Here is a 19308-nt window from a genome sequence, read left to right as displayed (position 1 = left end):
GCTCAGGCGCCCGGCTCGTCGGCCGACCAGGCCAGCCGGAACCCGGCGAAGACCTGCCGGCGGAACGGGTGGTCCCAGTTGCGGAAGCTCGGCCGCAGGATCGAGGGCCCCACCGCCCAGGAGCCACCGCGCAGCACCCGGTAGCCACCGCCGAAGAACGGCGCGGAGTAGTCGGCGTAGAGCATGGGGCGGAAGCCGGGCCAGGGGGTGAGGTCCGAGGAGGTCCACTCCCACACGTCGCCCAGCAGCTGCTCGGCGCCGCAGGGGGAGGCGCCGGCCGGGTAGGCGCCCACCGGTGCCGGGCGCAGCGCCGCGCCGCCCAGGTTGGCCAGCGCCGGCGTCGGCTCGGAGTCGCCCCACGGGAACCGCCGGCGGCGGCCGGTCGCCGGGTCCCAGACGGCGGCCTTCTCCCACTCCGCCTCGGTGGGCAGCCGCGCGCCGGCAGGGGCGGCGCCGGTGCCGCCGGCCCAGGCGGCGTACGCCTCCGCCTCGAAGGCGGTGACGTGCTGGACCGGTTCGTCCGGGGGGAGCTCCTCGACGACGCCGAAGCGGGTGCGGCTGCCGTCGGTGCCCCAGAACTGCGGCCGCTCCAGCCCTGCCTCGACCCGGTGCGCCCAGCCCCGCGGCGACCACCACCGCGGCTGGTCGTACCCGCCGTCGGCCACGAAGGCGGCGTACTCGGCATTGGTGACCGGGACCCGGCCGAGGCGGTAGGCCGGCACGTGCACGCGGTGGGCGGGCCGCTCGTTGTCCAGCGAGAACGGCTCGTCGGCGGCGTCCGCGCCGAGCACGAACTCGCCGCCCGCCACGGCCACCGCGGTGCCGGCCACGCCCGGGCGGCCCGGGGGCAGCGGGCTGCCGGTGCCCAGCAGCGGCGGGCCGGTGCGGACGCCGAGGGCCTGCAGCATCGTCTCGTCGTGCTGCTGCTCGTGGCTGACCACCATCGCGAAGGGGAAGGGGTCGCCGTCGTCGTCCCGGCCGAGCCGCTCGAGCCGGTCGAGCACCCGGCCGCGCACCTCGGCGCAGAAGGCGCGGGCCTCCACCGGCGGCAGCAGCGGCAGCCGGGCGCGCTGCGCCCGCGGGTGGGTGAACGCGTCGTAGAGGGCCTCCACGTCCGGGGGCAGCAGCCCCCGGCAGGCCGCGTTCCCGCCGCGCAGCAGCCAGAGGTCCTCCTGCTGGCCGACGTGCGCGAGGTCCCAGACCAGCGGGGACAGCAGCGGGGTGTGCTGGCGGAGCAGCTCGGGCTCGTCGTGGTCGGTGAGCAGCAGCGTGCGCGCCCGGGCGGCGGCGAGCTCCCCGGCCAGGTGCTCCTGCAGCGTCATCGGTCGTCCTCCGGGGTGCGGGTGGCGGTCAGCAGGGCGGCGGCCGGCCCGCCGGCGCGCGCGGCGGCGCGCAGCTCGTCGCCGGGGCAGGAGCCGCGGTCGACGGCGTCGGCCAGCGCGGTGAGGTCGGGGCGCAGGGCGGCGGGGGCGGTGTCCACCGCGGCGGCCAGGCAGGCCCGGGCCGCGGCGTGCAGCGCGGGGTCGGCGAGCCCGCGGGCGGCCGCGCGGTCCCAGGCGCCGGCGACCGGTGCCGTGGCCTCGGCCGCCCGCCCGGCCGCGGCCGGCTCGTCGAGCAGCACGGCGGTGAGCGCGGCCAGGGCCGGCCACCAGGGCTCCGGGGCGGCGTCGAGGTAGCGGATCTCCAGGAAGCCGCGCAGCCGCACGGGCGGGAAGAGGGTGGTGAGGTGGTAGTCGAGGTCGGCGGCGGTCGGGCGGCGCCCGCCGAGCGGGACCGCCCCGGTCACCCAGTCGGCGAAGCGCACCCGCGACCGCACGGGCTCGGACCGCCCGGTGGGCCCGTCGCGGACCAGCATCACCGGCGCGGCGAGGGCGTACCCGGCCCACTCGGACGCCGGGTCGGCGCCGCCGAGCAGGGGGCCGCAGCGCGCCTGGTCGAGGTCGCCCCACACCCGCTGCCGGGTCGACGCCCAGCCGGTCGCGCGCCCGGCCAGCAGCGGGGAGCAGGCCGACACCGCCACCAGCACCGGGCCCAGCTGGTGGGCCAGCGACACCCGCTCGCTCCACCCGCCGCAGGGGCCGGCCTCCAGGTTCACCTGCAGCGAGGCGGTCGAGCTCATCATCGCCGTCCCCGCCGCGGCGCAGCCCACCGCGGCGAAGTGCTCCTCCATCGCGGCGTAGCGCGCGGCCGGGTTGACCCGGGCCGGCGGCCGCAGCGGGTCCGCCCCGCACGGGGCCAGCGCCAGCCGGTCGGTGGCCAGCGCGCCGGCGAGGGCGTCGCGGTCGCGGCGGAGCGCGGCGACCGCGGCGGCCGCGTCGGGCAGCGGCGGACCGGAGAGCTCCACCTGCCCCCCGGGCTCCAGGGTGACCCGGCTGCCGCCCGGCAGCGGCGGCAGTCCGGCGACCGCGCGGGCCACCCGTGCCCACGGCACCCGCGCCGCCGGGGCGTCGCGGTCCACCAGGTGCGCCTCGAGCTCCAGCCCCACCGCGCCGACCGGCCCGGGACGCAGCGCGGCCGCCATGCAGCGGGCGACGGCCTCGTCCCGGTCCAGCGCGGCCGCGCGCTCCTCGATCACCGGGGCCACGGGCCCCACCCCCTCCAGGTCCGGACCGGTCGACGTCGACCGCGGGTCGGTGCGGGGGCGGCCCGATCGTGCCGGCCGTCCTCACCACCCATCGTGCCCGCACCTGCCGACAGGACGCATCCCGTCCGGAATGACGCGCACCTACCGGCGCGCGAGGATCACCCGGTGGACGCTCCTGCCGACCGCGACCGGGCCCCCGACCGCGACCGCGACGCCGAGGGCCGGGCCCGCAACGCCCGGCCGCGCGACGCGCTGGGCCGGCCGCTGCCGCACGGCGCCGCGGGGGTCGAGCGCGCACCCGAGGGGGTACTCCGCACGCCGGCGGTCGCGCTGGCCGAGGCGCAGCGGCTGCTCGACGCCGGCCGTCCCTTCCACGCGCACGAGGTGCTGGAGGACGCCTGGAAGACCGCCCCCGAGGCCGAGCGGCAGCTCTGGCGGGGCCTGGCGCAGCTGGCGGTCGGGCTGACCCACGCCGCGCGCGGCAACGCCCGGGGGGCCGCCACGCTGCTCGACCGCGGGGCCGGCAACGTCGCCGGCTACGCCGCCGACCCGCCGCACGGCATCGACGTTCCCGGGCTGGCCGCCTGGGCCCGGCAGGCCGCGGCGGAGGCGGCCGCGGGCCGGCTCCCGCGTGCAGCGCCGCCCCGGCTGGGTAGCGGACGGGGATGAGCCAGCCAGCCAGGAGCGACGGCACGGGGCGGGCGGACGGCCTGCGGGCGGGCGCCGTGGTGGCGGCCGCGGTCGCGCAGGTCGTGGGCAGCCCCCTGGGCACGGCGCTGGCGGGTCGCAGCGTCGGCGAGGTGAGCGACGCGACCCGCTCGCTGATCACCCCGGCCGGCTACGCCTTCTCCATCTGGGGTGTCCTCTTCGCCGGGGCCCTGGCGTGGGCCGTCTGGCAGGCCCTCCCCGGCCAGCGCGGCCGGGAGGTGCACCGCGCGACCGGGTGGCCGCTGGCGGCCGCCTTCGCCGGGAACGCCGTGTGGGAGGTGCTGTTCCCCCTGGTCGGAGAGCGCTGGCCGGTGCTGCCCGCGGTGCTGCTGGCCGCCATCGTGCTGGCCGCCGCCACCGCCTGGGCCCGCCTGCAGCGGCTGCCCACCTCGGGCGCGGCCCGGGTGCTGCCGTCGGCGGTGACCGGCCTGCTCCTGGGGTGGGTGGCGCTGGCGATGACCGTCCAGGTGGCCAGCGCCGGCGTGGCGCTGGGCGCACCGGCGGAAGGCGCCGCCGCGCGCGCGTGGGCGGTCGCCGCGCTGGTGGCCGTGGCCGGCGTCGTCGCGGTCCTCGTGCTCACCGCGCAGGTCGCCGCCGGCCCGCTCGCCGCCGCGGCGGCCTGGGGGCTGGTCGCGGTCGCGGTCGCCGGGCCGCCGCTGCCGGTCGTGGTCGCCGCGCTGGCGGCGGCCGGCGTCGTCGTGGCCGCGCTGGCGCTCCGCTCGGCCGGGCTCGGCCGGGTGGGCCGCCCCGCGGGCGGGCCGGCCCGGCCGCGCGGCCGGACGGCCCTGCTGGTCGGCTGACGGGCTTCCGGACGGCTGTGACCGGGAGCACACTGCTCGCCATGGCTGCCCCCTCGACGAGGACCGCCGCCGACCGGCTCCGCGAGGTCTGGGCGGCGGGCGACTACCAGCGGGTCGGCGTCCGGCTGCTGCCGGCCAGCGAGCAACTGGTGGTCGACCTCGCCGTGCGCCCCGGGGACCGGCTGCTCGACGTCGGCGCCGGCACGGGGAACACCGCCCTGGCCGCGGCCCGCCGCGACGCCGACGTCGTCTGCAGCGACCTGGTGCCCGAGCTGCTGGAGCTGGCCGGCCGGCGGGCCGAGCTGGAGGGCCTGCAGGTGGCCACCGAGGTCGCCGACGCCTGCGCGCTGCCGTTCCCCGACGCCTCCTTCGACGTGGTCGTCTCGACCTTCGGCGTGGTCTTCGCCGCCGACGCGGAGCTGGCCGCCCGGGAGCTGCTGCGGGTGCTGCGGCCCGGCGGCCGCCTGGGCCTGACCGCCTGGCGCCCCGAGGCGCCGGGCGGGCGGCTGCTCGAGCTCGTCGCCCGGCACGCGCCGCAGGAGGCGCCCGGCGAGCCGCTGCGCTGGGGGACGCCCGAGGGCGTGACCGGCCTGCTCGGCCGCGACGAGGTCACCGCCGTCCGGTTCACCGAGCGCACGGTCGACCTGACCGCGCCGTCCGTGGCGGCCCAGTGGCAGCGCTACCGCGACTGGTTCGGCCCGGTGCACGTGGCCTGGGAGCGGCTGGACCAGGCCGGCCGCACCCGTCTCGAGACCGAGTTCACCGACCTGTGGGCGAGGTGCACGCGAGGGGGTGGAGGCGGCATCGTGGTGCCCAACACCTACCTACAGGTCACCGCCGTGCGCGCCGGATGAGGGGACAGCGATGAGGAGCTACGAGGCGGCCACCCGGATCGACGCCGCCCCGGAGGAGGTGTGGGCCCTGCTGGTCGACGTCGGCAGCTGGCGGGACTGGAACTCCGGGGTCGACCGGGTCGAGGGGCGGGTCGCGCTCGGCGAGCGGCTGACCCTGGTGGCGACGATGGTGCGGGCCAAGCCCTTCACCGTCACCGTCACCGAGCTGCGCCCGGCCGAGGTGATGCGCTGGCAGGCCGGCCTGCCGCTGGGGATGGCGGGCATCGACCGCACCTACCGGCTGGACGCGCAGGACGACGGCGGCACGGTGCTCACCGTCCGGGAGGACCACACCGGGCCGCTGGCCGCCCTGCTCGACCGCACCACCCCGGACCTCAACCCGTCGTTCCGGCAGTTCTGCGCCGGGATCAAGGCCCGGGCCGAGGGCCGCGTCTCCCGCCCGCCGACGTGACCGGCGGCGCCGCGTCGACCACTGTGACCGCAACGCGCCCGGCCCGGCCCGCGATGGGACGATGGGGCCCGCCATGAGCACCGATACCGTCCCGCCCCGCAGCCCCGACGACACCACGGTCGGCGAGCCGGCCCCGCCGACCGCGCCGCAGCGCGGCCCGGTGACGTCGGCGTCCTACTCGATCACCGTGCGGCTCACCGCCGACGGCGACCCGGCCTCGATCGGCCGCATCGCCACCGCGGTCGGCTCCGCCGGCGGCGCGGTGACCGCGATCGACGTCGTGGACTCGCGCTCCGACGGGCTCACCGTCGACGTCACCTGCTCGGCCGCCGACGCGTCGCACTCCGAGGAGATGGTCGACGCGCTGCGCGCCGTCCCCGGCGTGAGGGTCCGCAAGGTCAGCGACCGGACCTTCCTGCTGCACCTCGGCGGCAAGCTCGAGGTGGCCTCCAAGGTCCCGCTGAAGACCCGCGACGACCTGTCGATGGCCTACACCCCCGGCGTGGCGCGGGTGTGCCTGGCGCTGGCGCAGAACCCCGAGGACGTCCGCCGGCTGACCATCAAGGGCAACACCGTCGCGGTGGTCACCGACGGCTCGGCCGTGCTCGGCCTCGGCGACATCGGCCCGGGGGCCGCGATGCCGGTCATGGAGGGCAAGGCGGTCCTGTTCAAGCGGTTCGCCGACATCGACGCCTGGCCGATCGCCCTCGACACCCAGGACGTCGACGAGATCGTGCGCACCGTCGAGCTGCTCGCCCCGGGCTTCGGCGGCATCAACCTCGAGGACATCGCCGCCCCGCGCTGCTTCGAGATCGAGCGCCGGCTGCGCGCGAAGCTCGACATCCCGGTCTTCCACGACGACCAGCACGGGACGGCGATCGTCGCGCTGGCCGCGCTCCGCAACGCGCTGCGCGTGGTGGACAAGCGCCTGGAGGACGTGAAGATCGTCGTCGCCGGCGGCGGCGCGGCCGGGACGGCGATCGTGCACCTGGTGCTGAAGGCCGGTGCCCGCGAGGTGCTGGTCTGGGACCGCGAGGGCATCCTCTCCCCGGACGACGAGCGGCTGTCCCCGGCCAAGCTGGACCTCGCGCGGCGCACCAACCCGGGGTGCGCGCGCGGCGAGCTGCCCGAGGCGCTCGAGGGCGCCGACGTGTTCATCGGCGTCAGCGCCGGCAACGTGCTGCCGGTCGAGGCGCTGGCGCGGATGGCCGACGACGCGGTGGTCTTCCCGATGGCCAACCCCACGCCCGAGGTCGACCCGGTGCGCGCCCGGCAGCACGCCGCCGTCGTCGCCTCCGGCCGCTCGGACCTGCCGAACCAGATCAACAACGTGCTGGCCTTCCCCGGCGTCTTCCGCGGCCTGCTCGACGCCCGGGCCACGGAGATCAGCGACGGGATGCTGCTGGCGGCGGCCGAGGCGATCGCGGCGGTGGTCCGCGACGACCAGCTCAACGCGAACTACATCATCCCGAGCGTCTTCGACCCCGCGGTGACGCACGCCGTCGCGGCCGCGGTGGCCGAGCAGGCCCGGGCCGAGCCGGGGGCGACCGCCCAGGTCACCGACCGGACCGGCCTGACCGGCTGAGCCCCCCGCCCGTCCCCCTCCGTCGGGGGGTGGCGGTCCCGTGGCCGGTGGTCAGTCCTGCGAGCAGTCGTACGGCCCCGGGCCGGGCGGCACCGGCTCCCCGCCCTCCAGCGCCCAGGCGAAGACGTGGGCCAGCGCGTCGACGTCGCAGTCGGAGAGCACCGGCGCCCCGCGGGACGGCCAGCCGTAGCCCATGAGGTCGGTGGTCCGGTGCAGGTTGGTGGGGTGCCCCAGGCCGAGGGCGTGGCCGAGCTCGTGCAGCGCCACCCGGCCCAGGTAGGCGGGGGCGGGGGAGCCGTGGTCCAGGACGACGACGTCGGGGCAGCCCCGTCCACCGCAGCGGGCGAACCCGCCGAGGACGACGTCCCGGGTCGGCGGCACCAGGTGGACCACGATGTCCGCCGGCCCGGAGCCGGCCACCGGGTCGAGCGTGAGGACGCCGTCGAAGCACCGGTCCAGCACGTCGGCCCACGTGCCGACGGCCTCCTCGAGGGCCGTGATCTCCGCGCCGGACGCCCCCGCGTGCGCGCGGATCCCGACGGTGAGATCGGTGTGGTCCCACCAGTAGCCCGGCAGGTGGTGGTCGCCGGGCAGGGTGAGGGCCTCGGCGTCCGACTCCGGGAGCGAGCAGCTGGGCCGGAACTGCGCACCGGCGGTCGCCGGTGGGGACAGCAGGGCCACCAGGAGGGCCACCTCCACGACGGTGGCCGGTCGTCGGCGCATGACGTTCCCCTGGACCGCGGTGGGCCCGTCCCCGGCGGGGCGCGCCCCGGTGGTCCCGGACGCTAGCCGCCGGCGCGGGCTCCGGTCAGGGGCCGAGTGCCCTGCCGTGCGAAGGGCCCGCTACCCGGCGGCGAACGCCTCCCGGCCGGCGCGCCAGACGCGCTCGACGGCCCGGGTGCCGGTGACCTCCCGCCCCGGCTCGCCGCGGACCAGGAGCAGGTCGGCCCGCAGGCCCGGGGCGATCCGGCCCCGGTCGGGCAGACCGAAGGCGGCGGCCGGTGCGCTGGTCGCGGCGGCGAGGGCGGCGACGGGGGAGAGCCCGGCCGCGACGAGCAGCGCCAGCTCGTCGTGCAGGCTGGCCCCGTGCGCGGTGCCCGGGCTGGCGGCGTCGGTGCCGGCCAGCAGCGGGACGCCGGCCTCGTGCAGCCGGGCGGCGGTCGCCGTCGCGTGGGAGAGGTCGGCGCGCGCGCCCGGCGCGGCGGGGAACGCCGTCCCCAGCAGGTCGCGCGCGTGGGGGTCCAGGAGGTGCCCGATCCGGGGATCGGCGGCCAGGTCCCGGCCGCGGGCGTGCCCGGCCCGCGCCGCCAACGAGGTCAGGGTGGGGACGACGAAGGCACCGGACCGGACGGCGGCCTCGACGAACCCCGGGGAGGGCGGCTGGTCCAGGAACAGGTGGGCGAGGCCGTCCACGCCCGCGTCCAGCGCCAGCAGCGCGTGGGCCCGGGTCAGGGTGTGCGCGACCACCCGCAGCCCGCGGTCGTGCGCGGCGCGGACGAGCGCCCGGACGGTGCCGGCGTCCAGGCAGGGGACGGGGCGGCCGGTCGTCGTCCCGTCCTCGAGCACCACCTTGAGGTGGTCCGACCCCTCGGCTACCCGCGCGGCCACGAAGGCCGCCGCCTCGTCCGGGCCGCCCACCGTCGGGAACGGCGGGAGCAGGCCCTGGCCGACCAGGCGGGTGGGGTGCCCGCCGGGGGTCGTGGCGCCGAACCCCGCCGAGCGGAGGTCGGCCGCCGACGGGTCCGCCGCCGCCTCCTCCTTGGCGGACCGGGCGGCGGCGGGGTCGGCGAACATGTCGACCACCGTGGTGACGCCGAAGCGCACGGCCGCCCGCAGCGCGCCGGGGGCCAGGTGCACGTGCGCGTCCACCAGGCCGGGCAGCAGGGTGGCGCCGTCGGCCCGGACCCCGGGCAGGCCTGCCGGTGCCCCGAGCCGGTCGCCGAGCGCGGCGACCCGCCCCTCGAGCACCAGGACGGTCGTCGGGGGCAGCACGCGGTGCCCGTCGAAGACCCGGGCCCCCTCGACCAGGACGCCGGCCGGTGTGCTCCCCACCGCAGCCCTCCCCACCCCGGCCCCACGCTGCCACCGGTGTCCGCGCCGTGCCAGGTCGCCGGTCCACCCGCGCGGCCGCGGGACCACCCGTTCGGGGACGACGGCGGGCGCACCGGCGGGGGATCATGACCGGGTGCCCGAGTTGCCCGAGGTGGAGGCGCTGACCGCCTTCCTGCGCGAGAACGCCGTGGGCCGGGTGGTCACCCGGGTCGACCTGGCCGCCGTCCAGGCGATCAAGACCTACGACCCGCCGCTGCCCGCCCTCGCCGGGCTGGAGGTCAGCGGGGTCGCCCGGCACGGCAAGTTCCTCGACCTCGACGTCTCCGGCCTGCACCTCGTCCTCCACCTGGCCCGCGCCGGGTGGCTGCACTGGCGCACCGGCCTCCCCGCCGCTCCGCCCAAGCCGGGGAAGGGGCCGCTGGCGGTCCGGGTGCACCTGGAGGACGGCAATGGCTTCGACCTGACCGAGCAGGGCACCCGCAAGGGGCTGGCGGTGTACGTCGTCCGGTCGCCGGCGGAGGTGCCCGGCGTGGCCCGGCTGGGGCCGGACGCGCTCGCCGTGGACCGGGAGACCTTCGCCGCCCTCCTGGCGGGGCGCACCGGGCAGCTGAAGGGCACGCTCACCGACCAGACCGTGCTGGCCGGCATCGGGAACGCCTACTCCGACGAGATCCTGCACGCCGCGCGGCTGTCCCCGTTCAAGGCGGCGGGCCGGCTCACCGACGACGAGGTGCTCCGCCTCCACGAGGCGCTGCGGGCCACGCTCACCGACGCCCTCGAACGCCAGCTCGGGCAGCAGGCGGCGACGATGAAGAGCGAGAAGCGCTCGGGCCTGCGCGTGCACGCCCGCACCGGGCTGCCCTGCCCGGTGTGCGGCGACACCGTCCGGGAGGTCAGCTTCGCCGACACCTCGCTGCAGTACTGCCCGACCTGCCAGACCGGCGGCAAGCCGCTGGCCGACCGGCGGATGTCGAAGCTGCTGCGCTGAGCGGGGTGGTCGGGGTGCCCGGTGCGGGGGACCCTCGCAGCGGGCACTCCACCGGCACCGGCGAGCCGGCCCGCGCCCGCCACACTGGGCGCCGTGGCACCCCCGCTGGTCACCGTCGACCTGTTCAGCGCGCTCGTCGACTCCCGCGCCGGCGGCGCGGCGGCGCTGGCCCGCATCACCGGGGCGGACGGCGGGGCCCTCTACGACCGGTGGGACGCGCTGAACAAGGCCTCCCAGCGCGACGAGCCGGTCTGGGTCCCGTTCGCCGAGCACTGCCGCCGGGCCCTGGCCGCCGCGTACGCCGAGGCGGGGATCGGCCGCCACGCGGCCGCCGACACCGCCGAGCTGCTCGCGTCGGTGGGGGACTGGCCGCTGTGGCCCGACGTCGCGGCGGGCCTGCCCGCGCTGGCGGAGCGGTACCGGGTCGGCGTCCTGTCCAACGTCGACGACGCCGTGTTCGCCCGCACCCGCGTCGCGCCGCTCGTCGACGACAGCGCCGTGCTCACCTCCGAGCGGCTGCGCGCCTACAAGCCCGCCCCGGAGCTGTACCTGCGCGCCCGGGAGCGGGCCGGCGGCCGGCTGGTGCACGTGGCGACGTCGGCGCGCGACGTGCGGGGCGCGCTCGAGGCCGGCCTGGACGTCGTCCGCCTGCGCCGCCCCGGCCACCGGCTCGACCCGCACGGGCCGGTCCCGGCCCACGAGGCCGCCGACCTGGCGGAGGTGGCGGAGCTGCTCGGCTGAGGTGGCACGCGGCCGGCGTCCAGAGGCTCGCCCCGAGCCTGCGAGGGGGGAGGAGGACGGGGTCCTCTTAGTCGAGCTGGCGGCGGGCCAGCAGCCAGGACGCGGCGCGGGCGGCCACGGAGCTGCCCACCCCGGCGTCCCCCGCGGCGTCGGGTTCGTCGACCAGCGACCCGACGGCGCTCCACCAGTCCCGCACCGGGGGCGGGGCCAGCGCGTCGACCCGCTCGCCCGGCCGGGGCACCGCCACCCGGGTCCCCGAGCGCTCGGCGGCCGCGCACAGCCGCTGCACCGGCTCGGCCCAGCGGTGGAAGGCCAGGTTGAACGTGGCCCAGTGCACCGGGACGAGCAGGTCCCCGCCCAGGTCGCCGTGCGCGCGCACCGCCTCCTCGGGGTCCATGTGCACGTGCTTCCACGCGTCGTTGTAGGCCCCGACGGGCAGCAGCGCGAGGTCGAAGGGGCCCAGCCTCGCCCCGATGGCGGCGAAGCCCGGGGTGTAGCCGGTGTCCCCGCCGAAGAAGACCCGGTGGCGCGGCCCGGCCACCACCCACGACGACCACAGGGTGGTGTCGCGGGTCAGGAACCGCCCGGAGAAGTGCCGGGCCTCGGTGCAGGTCACGGTGAGCCCCGCGACCTCCGCCGACTGCTCCCAGTCCAGCTCGACGACCCGCTCCTCGGGCACGCCCCAGCCGCGCAGGTGCGCCCCGATGCCGACCGGCACGAGGAACGGCGCCGTCTGCGTGCGCAGCAGCCGGCGCACCGTGGGCAGGTCCAGGTGGTCGTAGTGGTCGTGCGAGACGAGGACGGCGTCGACCGGGGGGAGCTCCTCCAGCGGGCCGGGCACCGGGTGCAGCCGGGTGGGCCCGATCAGCGGGGACGGCGACACCCGGCTCCCCCAGACCGGGTCGACCAGCACGCGGCGGCCGTCGACCTCCAGCAGGGCCGACGAGTGCCCGTACCAGGTGACCGCCAGATCCCCGGCCTCGGCCGGCGGTTCCGGGCGCACCAGCGGCACCGGCCGGGCGGGCAGGCCGGTGTGCCGCTCCTCGTGCATCTGCCGCAGCAGGCCCCGCCGGGCGCTGGCCGGCGGCAGCGCCGGGGTGGCCACCCGGTTGTGGAACCGGCCCTCGGAGAACTGCGGCGAGCCCGCGGCCCAGGGCCGGATCTCGCGCCGGCTGGCGCCCAGCGCGGTGGGCAGGCCCCAGGCGGCGCGGGCCAGCCAGACGGCGGGACCGGCGAGGGTGGCGGCGAGGGCGAACGCGGTGCGGCGGGCAGGGGCGGACGGCACGCCCGCCAGCATCCCAGCCGGGGCGGTCCCGGTCAGTTGTCCGTGGTCGGGTCCTGCGGGGTGTCGAACTCCCCCTCGCCGGGCGGGTCGGCGGCGACCATGGCCTCCATCGTCACCTCGCCGGCGTCCTCGAAGACGAAGGTGACCTCGACCGACTGCGAGGAGCGCAGGTCCTCCGCGACGCCGAGCAGGGTGACCGACGGCGGACCCTCAGGCTCGAGGTAGGCCGTGTTGTTCGACGGCACCGGGATCGCGCCCTCGCTGCCGTCCGGTGCGACCAGCCGGGCGTCCTCGAAACCGGACCCGGTCACGTCGAGGAGCTGGTCGTCGCTGGTGCCGTTGTTGGCCAGCGCCGCGTAGAGCTGGACGTCGCTGCCCGCCTCGACCAGCCCGTCCTCCGGGTAGGCCAGCTGCAGCGAGTTGACCGAGACGCTGGTGGTGACCTGCTCGTCGGGCTGCGGGTTCCCGCCCACCACCTCGGCCTGGTCGTCCTGCGCCGGGTTGTCCGCGTCGTCACCGCACCCGGTCAGGGCCGCGGCGCCGGCGAGCAGGACGGCGGGGATCAGCTGGCGTCGGCGCAGGGGCCGGGGGGCGGGCATGGCGTCTCCAGTACGTCGCGTCCAGGTACCCGCTCCGGCTACCCGTGCGTGCCCGGCCGGAAGCCCGCCGTCACCGTTCCGCAACACGGCGCCGGTCAGGCCGCCCGGGGAAGGTCGCGGACCCGCACGGCGAAGTCGCCCAGCGCCTGCCGCAGCGCCACCCCGGGGCGGTCGGCGCGCACGTGCACCTCCTCCCCCGGGGCGAGGGGCAGGCCGGCGGCGGGCAGCAGGGCCTGCAGGGCGAGGTCCTCGGCGAGCACCCGGCGCTGGAGGGCGACCTCCCGGGCGACGTCGTCCGGCCACGGCAGCCGGGCGCCGGGTCCCGCGGAGACCAGCATCCGGGTGTGGACGCGGGTCGAGTCGGCGTCCTCCGGCTGCAGGAAGCACAGGACGGTGGTGACCGCACCGCTCTCCGCGGAGTCCAGCCGCAGCGCCAGCTGGAACGGCGCCCGGTAGGTGTAGGCCGCCCGGCGCCGGACCGGCGGGCCCGGGAGGCCCCCGGGGTGGTGCGGGGTCTCGTAGGGCCGCTCCAGCGCGGCGCGGAAGCCGCCGTCCTCCGCGGTGACGGCGAACGCGGGGATCCCCGCGGCCTCCGGCGACCCGCCGATGTCGCGGTGCACGAACGGCGCGTGCGCGACGTCGAGGAAGGTGTCGGCCAGCGGCCCGGCCGGGCCGGGGGAGCGCACGGGCGGCAGCCAGGTGCCGACGAACCGCCGGTCGCCGTCCTCGGGTACCTCCAGGGGGACGTCGGAGGGCTCGGCCGGGGCCAGCCACACCAGGCCCAGCCGCTCGCGGACCCCCCACGGCGACGGTTCGGCGGCCAGGCCGCCGTCCGCGCGCCGCACGGTCCACGTGCGGCCGAGCAGCCGCACCTGCAGCCACCCGCCCGGGCGCAGCTCGCTCGCCGGCGCCACCGGGTGCCAGGCGTGCTCGAGGGCCGGGTGCAGGTTGCCGAGCACCGGGCCCGACGGCCCCGGCGGCTCGGGTGCCGGCTCCGCAGCCGGGTCGGGGGCCCTGCCGGACGGCCGCGGGGGCACCGGGCCGGCGGTGCGCTCGGGGGCGAGCCAGACCCAGCCGTGCCGCTCCTCCACCGCCCACGGCACCGCCAGGTCGGCCCGGGGCGGCGGCGTCCCCTCCGGGCCGAGGGAGGGGATGTGCACGCAGCGGCCGTCGGCGTCGAACCGCCAGCCGTGGTGGGCGCACTGCAGGCGGCCGTCCACCACGCTCGCCGCCGCCAGCGGGACCAGCCGGTGCGGGCAGCGGGCGGGGAACGCGCTCACCTCCGCCCCCGGGCGCAGCCGGACCACGACGTACGCCCGGCCCGCCGCCCCCACCGGGACCGGTCGCGTCCCCACCTCGGCGGCACGCGCCACCGGGTACCAGCCCGTCGTCTCCTGCGGCATGCCCCCAGTGCAGCGCGCCCGCGTTCCCACCCGGTTACCGGCGACGAAAGGTCGCGCGACACGAATCGGTACCGAAGCGCAGACGGCCGGGTCGACAGGTCCCTAGAGTGACCGCGGTCACCGGATGCGGCGACCGCCAGACGACAGGGGGCACACCGTGACACCACCGGCCGAACGCAGGCTGCTGACACCCGAGGAGTACCGCCAGGCGCAGGCCTCACCCGAGTTCGCCGAGCTCCGGGCGCGCTTCCGGCGTTTCGCCTTCCCCATGACCGTGGCGTTCCTCGCCTGGTACCTGCTCTACGTCCTGCTCTCGACCTACGCGCCGGACTTCATGGCGACCGACGTGTTCGGCAACGTCAACGTCGGGGTCCTGCTCGGCCTCGGCCAGTTCGTGTCGACCTTCGCCATCACCCACCTGTACGTCGCGCACGCCAACCGCCGCACCGACCCGATCGCCGACGAGATGCGCGAACGCCTCGAGGCGCACGACTACGCCCCCGGTCACGGGGGTCACGACCGCGCCCCCGACCACGGGGTCTCCACCCGGAAGAGGTCCACCCGTGACTGACGTCCTCGCCGCCGAGAGCGCCACCATCGGCGAGCCGGCCCTCAACATCGCGATCTTCGGGGCGTTCGTCCTGATCACCCTCGCGATCACCTTCCGGGCCAGCCGGAACAACAAGAGCGCCGCCGACTACTACGCCGCCGGCCGCAGCATCACCGGCCAGCAGAACGGCCTGGCCATCGCCGGCGACTACCTGTCCGCCGCCTCGTTCCTCGGCATCGCCGGCGCCATCGCCATCTACGGCTACGACGGCTTCCTGTACTCCATCGGGTTCCTCGTCGCCTGGCTGGTGGCGCTGCTGCTGGTCGCCGAGCTGATGCGCAACACCGCCCGGTTCACGATGGCCGACGTCCTGGCCTTCCGGATGCGCCAGGGGCCGGTGCGCACCGCCGCGGCGATCTCCACCCTGGCCGTGTCGCTGTTCTACCTGCTGGCCCAGATGGCCGGCGCCGGCGGCCTGGTGGCCCTGCTGCTCGGTGTCAGCGGCGCGGTCGCGGAGGCCGTGGTCGTCGTCCTCGTCGGGGCGCTCATGATCTTCTACGTGCTCGTCGGCGGCATGCGCGGCACCACCTGGGTGCAGGTCATCAAGGCCACCCTGCTCATCGCCGGCGCGGGCGTCATGACGATCTGGGTGCTCGCGCAGTACGGGTTCAACCTCTCCGCCCTGCTCGGCGGCGCGGCCGAGGTCGGGACGGACGCGGTGCTGCGGCCCGGCGCCCAGTACGGCCTCAGCGACACCACCCGGCTGGACTTCATCAGCCTGGCGCTGGCCCTGGTCCTGGGCACCGCCGGCCTGCCGCACGTGCTCATGCGCTTCTACACCGTGCCCACGGCCAAGGCCGCGCGGACGTCGGTGGTCTGGGCGATCTGGCTGATCGGCATCTTCTACCTGTTCAGCCTGGTCATCGGCTACGGCGCCGGCGCGCTGGTCGGGGCCGAGCGGATCGCCGCCGCCCCGGGTGCGGTCAACTCGGCGGCGCCGCTGCTGGCCTTCGAGCTCGGCGGCACCGTGCTGCTCGGCATCATCGCCGGCGTCGCGTTCGCCACGATCCTCGCCGTCGTCGCCGGGCTGACGATCACCGCGTCGGCCTCCTTCGCCCACGACGTGTACGCCTCGGTGATCAAGAAGGGCGACGTCCCGCCGAACGGGGAGGTCCGGGTCGCCCGCATCACCGCGGTGGTCATCGGTGGCGTGGCGATCCTGCTGGGCATCTTCGCCCTGCGGGCCGGGCTCAACATCGCCTTCCTCGTGGCGCTGGCCTTCGCGGTGGCCGCCTCGGCGAACCTGCCGACGATCCTCTACACCCTGTTCTGGAAGCGCTTCACCACCCAGGGTGCGCTGTGGTCGATCTACGGCGGGCTCATCGCCTGCGTCGGCCTGATCCTCTTCTCGCCGGTCGTGTCGGGCGCCGAGACGTCGATGTTCCCCGGCGTCGACTTCGCCTGGTTCCCGCTGCGCAACCCCGGGCTCGTGTCGATCCCGCTGTCGTTCCTGCTCGGCTGGCTGGGCACCGTGCTCACCAAGGAGCGGCCGAACGAGGAGAAGTGGGCCGAGCTGGAGGTCCGGGCCCTCACCGGCATCGGGGCGGAGAAGGCCGTCCAGCACTGAGAGAGGACCTCCCTGCCCCCACCGCTCGCGGCGGGACCCTGCAGGGAGGCCGCCGGCGGAACCCCGGACGGGGGCCGTGCCAGCACCACGGCCTCGTGCGTGCAGGTTCGTCGTCCGAGGATCAGGTGACCTGATCCCCGGGGGTCCTGGCTCACCACCGGTGCTGAGCCAGGACCCGCAGGCGTGAGCCAGGACGACGACGCGGGCGGGCCGGGACGCGGGCCGGCCGGCCGGGGTCAGGCCGCCCGGGCCGGGTCGGCGGTGAGTGCGCGGGCCGGCTCGGGGACGGCGACGGCCGGCCGCCGGGCCGGCTGCCCGCTGCGGCGGCTGCGGACCACCCAGCGGGCGACCAGCCCGGCGAGGACGACGGCGCCGGCCGGGGCGTGCCCGCCGGCGACCGCCACGGCGACCGCGGTGGCGTAGAGGACCGTGAGGAGCACCGCGGGGAGCGGGACGTGCATCGGGGACCTCCGGGGGAGGCGCTGCGCCGGCCGGGAGCCGGACCGCGGTGGGCCCGGCCCCCGGCGCGGCGACGGCGCGGGGAGCGGTCGGCTCAGGTGAGCATGTCCTTGGCCTTCTGCAGCAGGCCGTGCGCCTCGGTCTGCGGCGTGCCGTACAGCCGCGGGTCGCCCGGGGCCAGCACCGGCGCGTCGCCGGTCGCCTCGATCGCCCGGGCGGTGAACTCGCCCTTGCCGTCGGGCATGGGGCCCCGCGCCCAGCCCCCGGCCGCCGCCTCGGCCCCGTCCGAGGCCTGGATGAACGCCCGGCCGTAGTCGCCCGGCTCCTCGTCGAACGGGAAGGCCTCGGGGACCGGGAGGCCCTCCAGCCCGTCGTCCTTCAGCTCCTCGATCGCCGCCAGCCACTGGTTCTGGTGCATGTGGTCGCGGGCGATGAGGAACCGGAGCATGTCCTTGACCCCGGGGTCGTCGGTCATGTTGTAGAGCCGGGCGACCTGCAGCCGGCCCTGCATCTCGGCGGTGGCGTTGTAGTGGAAGTCGGCCATGAGGTTGCCGCTGGCCGTCACGTACCCGCCGCTCCAGGGCAGGCCCATGCTGTCCCGGAAGTAGGCACCGCCCCCGTTGACGATGGCGTGCTGCGGGTTGGTGTTGCCGAAGCCGGCGGCGGCCTCCTTGGACCGGTCGGCGGCGTCGGGCTTGAGCGGCTGGTGGTCGAGCAGCCGGTCGATCATCGTGACGATCATCTCGACGTGCGCCAGCTCCTCGGTGCCGATGGCCAGGAGCATGTCCTTGTACTTGCCGGGCAGCCGGCAGTTCCAGCCCTGCAGCAGGTACTGGGTGGCGACGGTCATCTCGCCCCACTGGCCGCCGAGGATCTCCTGCATCCGGCGGGCGAAGGCGGGGTCCGGACCGTCCGGCTTGGCCTCGTACTGCAGTGCCTGGGTGTGGGTGAACACAGCGCTCTCCCTGCGTCGTCGTGGCACCACCGCTGTGGTGGCAGGGGGGAGGTGCCCGCGCCCGCTGGCCCGCCCGTGCCGCCCGCTGGCCCACCGGTGCCAACCTCCGGGCGGAGCGGCGCGGCCCCGTCCAGAGGCTCGCCGCGAGCCTGCGGGTGGTGAGGAGGACGGGGTCCTTCATCGGTCAGCGGTCGGGGAGCTGCACGGTGAGCGTCAGGGCGGCGCCGTCGTCGTCCCACACCACGCGGCCCCCGAGCTCCCGGGCCTGCCGCTGCACCGACCACAGCCCGAGGCCGGTGAGGTCGGCCGGGGGGACGTCGGTGCGCAGGTGCCCCACGACCCGCTCGGGCCGGGCCACCGCCTGGGTGAGCGCGAGGTCCACCCAGCCGGGCCGGCACCGCACCAGCAGCCGCACGGGGGCGCCGTCGCCGTGCCGGTGCGCGTTCTCCAGGAGGTTGGTGAGGATCCGCTGCACCCGCGCGTCACCGACCCGCACGTCCCCGGCGCAGCCGCGCACCTCGACGGCGAGCTGCCCGGCCGGCAGCCCGCTGCCGGCCACCGCCGTCCGGACGACGTCCCCGAGCCGGCGGTCGGTGTGCCGGGGCGGGGCGCCGCCGGTGGCAGCCGCGGTGCGCAGCATCGAGGAGAGGTGGGCGGCCTGCGCGCGGGCGAGGTCCAGCACCTCGGCCGCGGGCAGCCCCGGGCGCCCGAGGGCGGCGAGGAGGGACTCCAGCGAGGCCAGCGGGCTGCGCATGTCGTGGCACAGCGCCCGGACGACGGCGTCCTCCGGTGTCGGCGGGGTCCGCCGCGGGGCGCGGCGCAGCCGCCGGTGCAGCAGCGCGCCGAGGTCGGCGAGCAGGTGCGCGCGGTCGGCGGGGGACAGGGGGTTGGCGACCAGGGTCATGGGCACCTCCGGGGGCGGGTCGGTCAGCGACGCCGGCCCGGGCTGACCGACGAGGGGGAACCCGTGACCGACGCCGGGCTCCGGCGCCGACCCGAGGTCGACGTCCTGCTGGTGGACGACCACCCGCTGTTCACCCGCGGGCTGGCGCTCCTGCTGCCCGAGGTGAGCGACGGGCGGGTGCGCGTCGTGGGGACGACGGACGACGCGGCCGCGGCGGCCGCGCTCGTGCGCCGCCAGCACGCCGACGTCGCAGTGGTGGACCTGCACATGCCGCCGCCGGGCGGGACGCGGGCCATCGCCGCGATCCGCCGCGCCGACCCGCTGGCCCGCGTGGTCGCGCTGTCGGGGCTGGCCGAGCCCGCCGCCGCCCTGGAGGCCCTGCGCGCCGGTGCGTCGGGCTTCCTGCCCAAGACCTCCGACCCCGAGGCGCTGGTGCGCCCGCTGCTGGCCGTCCTCGACGGCTGGTCGGTGCTCCCCGAGGCGCTGCTGCGGCAGCTGCTCGACGACGCCGCGCCGGCCGGGGGCCAGGCGGTCGCCGACCGGCTGAGCGCCGAGGAGCGCCGGCTGTGGCGGCTGGTCGCCGACGGGGTGAGCACCGTGGAGATCGCCACCACGCTGCACGTCTCCGAGCGCACCACCAAGCGGATGGTCGCGGCGCTGCTCCGCTCGCTGGGCGTCTCCACGCGGGTCGAGGCCGCCGCCCTGGCCGGGCGGGTGCACCTCGGCGACGGGCATGGGTGACCGCCGAACCGGAACCGGTGCG

20 protein-coding genes are annotated in these 19308 nt (G+C 77.5%); 10 read left to right on the top strand and 10 right to left on the bottom strand.

Translation table 11 applies throughout. The features are described from left to right. Positions 1-2: 2 nt before the first annotated feature. A complete protein-coding gene (gene egtB, locus D0Z06_RS11785; RefSeq protein WP_117377566.1) occupies positions 3-1322 on the bottom strand; it encodes an ergothioneine biosynthesis protein EgtB in 1320 nt (439 codons plus the stop codon). Further along, positions 1319-2584, bottom strand: coding sequence for an ergothioneine biosynthesis glutamate--cysteine ligase EgtA (gene egtA, locus D0Z06_RS11780; RefSeq protein ID WP_117377565.1), 1266 nt, complete (start codon positions 2582-2584; stop codon positions 1319-1321). The genes egtB and egtA overlap by 4 nt, the downstream gene beginning before the upstream one ends. A 165-nt stretch (positions 2585-2749) precedes the next feature. Here egtA and D0Z06_RS11775 point away from each other — a divergent pair, with 165 nt between their 5' ends. The 5 genes from D0Z06_RS11775 to D0Z06_RS11755 all read left to right on the top strand — a co-directional run bounded on the left by D0Z06_RS11775 (position 2750) and on the right by D0Z06_RS11755 (position 6982). Further along, positions 2750-3253 (top strand): DUF309 domain-containing protein, encoded by a 504-nt coding sequence (locus D0Z06_RS11775; RefSeq protein ID WP_117377564.1) that lies wholly within the window; start codon positions 2750-2752, stop codon positions 3251-3253. Next, positions 3250-4092, top strand: coding sequence for a tryptophan-rich sensory protein (locus tag D0Z06_RS11770; RefSeq protein ID WP_117377563.1), 843 nt, complete (start codon positions 3250-3252; stop codon positions 4090-4092). The genes D0Z06_RS11775 and D0Z06_RS11770 overlap by 4 nt, the downstream gene beginning before the upstream one ends. 41 nt (positions 4093-4133) lie before the next feature. Next, complete coding sequence (locus tag D0Z06_RS11765) at positions 4134-4946, top strand: class I SAM-dependent methyltransferase (RefSeq protein ID WP_147332030.1); 813 nt, start codon at positions 4134-4136, stop codon at positions 4944-4946. Between the two features lie 10 nt (positions 4947-4956). Next, positions 4957-5397, top strand: coding sequence for an SRPBCC domain-containing protein (locus D0Z06_RS11760; protein WP_117377561.1), 441 nt, complete (start codon positions 4957-4959; stop codon positions 5395-5397). 73 nt (positions 5398-5470) lie between these two features. Further along, complete coding sequence (locus tag D0Z06_RS11755) at positions 5471-6982, top strand: NAD-dependent malic enzyme (protein WP_117377560.1); 1512 nt, start codon at positions 5471-5473, stop codon at positions 6980-6982. Positions 6983-7033: 51 nt separating this feature from the next. Here the strand turns inward: D0Z06_RS11755 and D0Z06_RS11750 are convergent, their stop codons facing one another. Beyond that, positions 7034-7705 (bottom strand): zinc metalloprotease, encoded by a 672-nt coding sequence (locus D0Z06_RS11750; RefSeq protein WP_147332029.1) that lies wholly within the window; start codon positions 7703-7705, stop codon positions 7034-7036. Positions 7706-7825: 120 nt separating this feature from the next. Further along, positions 7826-9034 carry an amidohydrolase family protein gene (locus D0Z06_RS11745; protein WP_158579960.1) on the bottom strand — a complete coding sequence of 403 codons (1209 nt, stop codon included), beginning with the start codon at positions 9032-9034 and terminating at the stop codon, positions 7826-7828. 133 nt (positions 9035-9167) lie between these two features. Between D0Z06_RS11745 and D0Z06_RS11740 the strand changes: the two genes are divergently transcribed. Both D0Z06_RS11740 and D0Z06_RS11735 read left to right on the top strand, forming a co-directional pair. Further along, a complete protein-coding gene (locus D0Z06_RS11740; protein WP_117377557.1) occupies positions 9168-10022 on the top strand; it encodes an Fpg/Nei family DNA glycosylase in 855 nt (284 codons plus the stop codon). A gap of 93 nt (positions 10023-10115) precedes the next feature. Continuing rightward, positions 10116-10763, top strand: a complete 648-nt coding sequence (locus D0Z06_RS11735) for an HAD family hydrolase (protein WP_233517615.1) — start codon at positions 10116-10118, stop codon at positions 10761-10763. Positions 10764-10830: 67 nt separating this feature from the next. On the opposite strand, the gene D0Z06_RS11730 is transcribed toward D0Z06_RS11735, so the two are convergent. The 3 genes from D0Z06_RS11730 to D0Z06_RS11720 form a co-directional block, all read right to left on the bottom strand. Continuing rightward, complete coding sequence (locus D0Z06_RS11730; RefSeq protein WP_233517614.1) at positions 10831-12048, bottom strand: MBL fold metallo-hydrolase; 1218 nt, start codon at positions 12046-12048, stop codon at positions 10831-10833. A 32-nt stretch (positions 12049-12080) separates the two neighbouring features. Then, positions 12081-12647 carry a copper chaperone PCu(A)C gene (locus D0Z06_RS11725; RefSeq protein ID WP_117377555.1) on the bottom strand — a complete coding sequence of 189 codons (567 nt, stop codon included), beginning with the start codon at positions 12645-12647 and terminating at the stop codon, positions 12081-12083. A gap of 95 nt (positions 12648-12742) precedes the next feature. After that, positions 12743-14050 (bottom strand): Rieske 2Fe-2S domain-containing protein, encoded by a 1308-nt coding sequence (locus D0Z06_RS11720; RefSeq protein WP_117377554.1) that lies wholly within the window; start codon positions 14048-14050, stop codon positions 12743-12745. 157 nt (positions 14051-14207) lie between these two features. On the opposite strand from D0Z06_RS11720, the gene D0Z06_RS11715 reads away from it, so the two are divergent. After that, entirely contained in the window at positions 14208-14621 is a 414-nt protein-coding gene (locus tag D0Z06_RS11715; protein WP_199522260.1) for a DUF485 domain-containing protein, read from the top strand. Beyond that, positions 14614-16227: a solute symporter family protein gene (locus D0Z06_RS11710; RefSeq protein WP_117377552.1), complete on the top strand. Its 1614-nt coding sequence runs from the start codon at positions 14614-14616 to the stop codon at positions 16225-16227. Before D0Z06_RS11715 ends, D0Z06_RS11710 begins: the two co-directional genes overlap by 8 nt. Positions 16228-16463: 236 nt before the next feature. Here D0Z06_RS11710 and D0Z06_RS11705 read toward each other — a convergent pair whose 3' ends face one another. The 3 genes from D0Z06_RS11705 to D0Z06_RS11695 all read right to left on the bottom strand — a co-directional run bounded on the left by D0Z06_RS11705 (position 16464) and on the right by D0Z06_RS11695 (position 18545). Beyond that, positions 16464-16688: a hypothetical protein gene (locus tag D0Z06_RS11705; protein WP_117377551.1), complete on the bottom strand. Its 225-nt coding sequence runs from the start codon at positions 16686-16688 to the stop codon at positions 16464-16466. 92 nt (positions 16689-16780) lie between these two features. After that, positions 16781-17641, bottom strand: coding sequence for a manganese catalase (locus D0Z06_RS11700; RefSeq protein WP_117377550.1), 861 nt, complete (start codon positions 17639-17641; stop codon positions 16781-16783). 184 nt (positions 17642-17825) lie between these two features. Continuing rightward, positions 17826-18545, bottom strand: a complete 720-nt coding sequence (locus D0Z06_RS11695) for a sensor histidine kinase (RefSeq protein WP_117377549.1) — start codon at positions 18543-18545, stop codon at positions 17826-17828. Between the two features lie 63 nt (positions 18546-18608). On the opposite strand from D0Z06_RS11695, the gene D0Z06_RS11690 reads away from it, so the two are divergent. Next, complete coding sequence (locus D0Z06_RS11690; protein WP_117377548.1) at positions 18609-19286, top strand: response regulator; 678 nt, start codon at positions 18609-18611, stop codon at positions 19284-19286. Positions 19287-19308 lie beyond the last annotated feature (22 nt).

Source organism: Geodermatophilus marinus (genome assembly GCF_003428645.1).
Taxonomy (GTDB): domain Bacteria; phylum Actinomycetota; class Actinomycetes; order Mycobacteriales; family Geodermatophilaceae; genus Geodermatophilus.
This window is presented reverse-complemented; position numbering and strand designations above follow the sequence as displayed.

Bases quoted from the DNA above. Each gene is read 5' to 3' on its own strand.
- egtB (WP_117377566.1), bottom strand. From the start codon at position 1,322: ATGACGCTGCAGGAGCACCTGGCCGGGGAGCTCGCCGCCGCCCGGGCG.
- D0Z06_RS11770 (WP_117377563.1), top strand. From the start codon at position 3,250: ATGAGCCAGCCAGCCAGGAGCGACGGCACGGGGCGGGCGGACGGCCTG.
- D0Z06_RS11765 (WP_147332030.1), top strand. From the start codon at position 4,134: ATGGCTGCCCCCTCGACGAGGACCGCCGCCGACCGGCTCCGCGAGGTC.
- D0Z06_RS11760 (WP_117377561.1), top strand. From the start codon at position 4,957: ATGAGGAGCTACGAGGCGGCCACCCGGATCGACGCCGCCCCGGAGGAG.
- D0Z06_RS11755 (WP_117377560.1), top strand. From the start codon at position 5,471: ATGAGCACCGATACCGTCCCGCCCCGCAGCCCCGACGACACCACGGTC.
- D0Z06_RS11750 (WP_147332029.1), bottom strand. From the start codon at position 7,705: ATGCGCCGACGACCGGCCACCGTCGTGGAGGTGGCCCTCCTGGTGGCC.
- D0Z06_RS11725 (WP_117377555.1), bottom strand. From the start codon at position 12,647: ATGCCCGCCCCCCGGCCCCTGCGCCGACGCCAGCTGATCCCCGCCGTC.
- D0Z06_RS11720 (WP_117377554.1), bottom strand. From the start codon at position 14,050: ATGCCGCAGGAGACGACGGGCTGGTACCCGGTGGCGCGTGCCGCCGAG.
- D0Z06_RS11705 (WP_117377551.1), bottom strand. From the start codon at position 16,688: ATGCACGTCCCGCTCCCCGCGGTGCTCCTCACGGTCCTCTACGCCACC.
- D0Z06_RS11695 (WP_117377549.1), bottom strand. From the start codon at position 18,545: ATGACCCTGGTCGCCAACCCCCTGTCCCCCGCCGACCGCGCGCACCTG.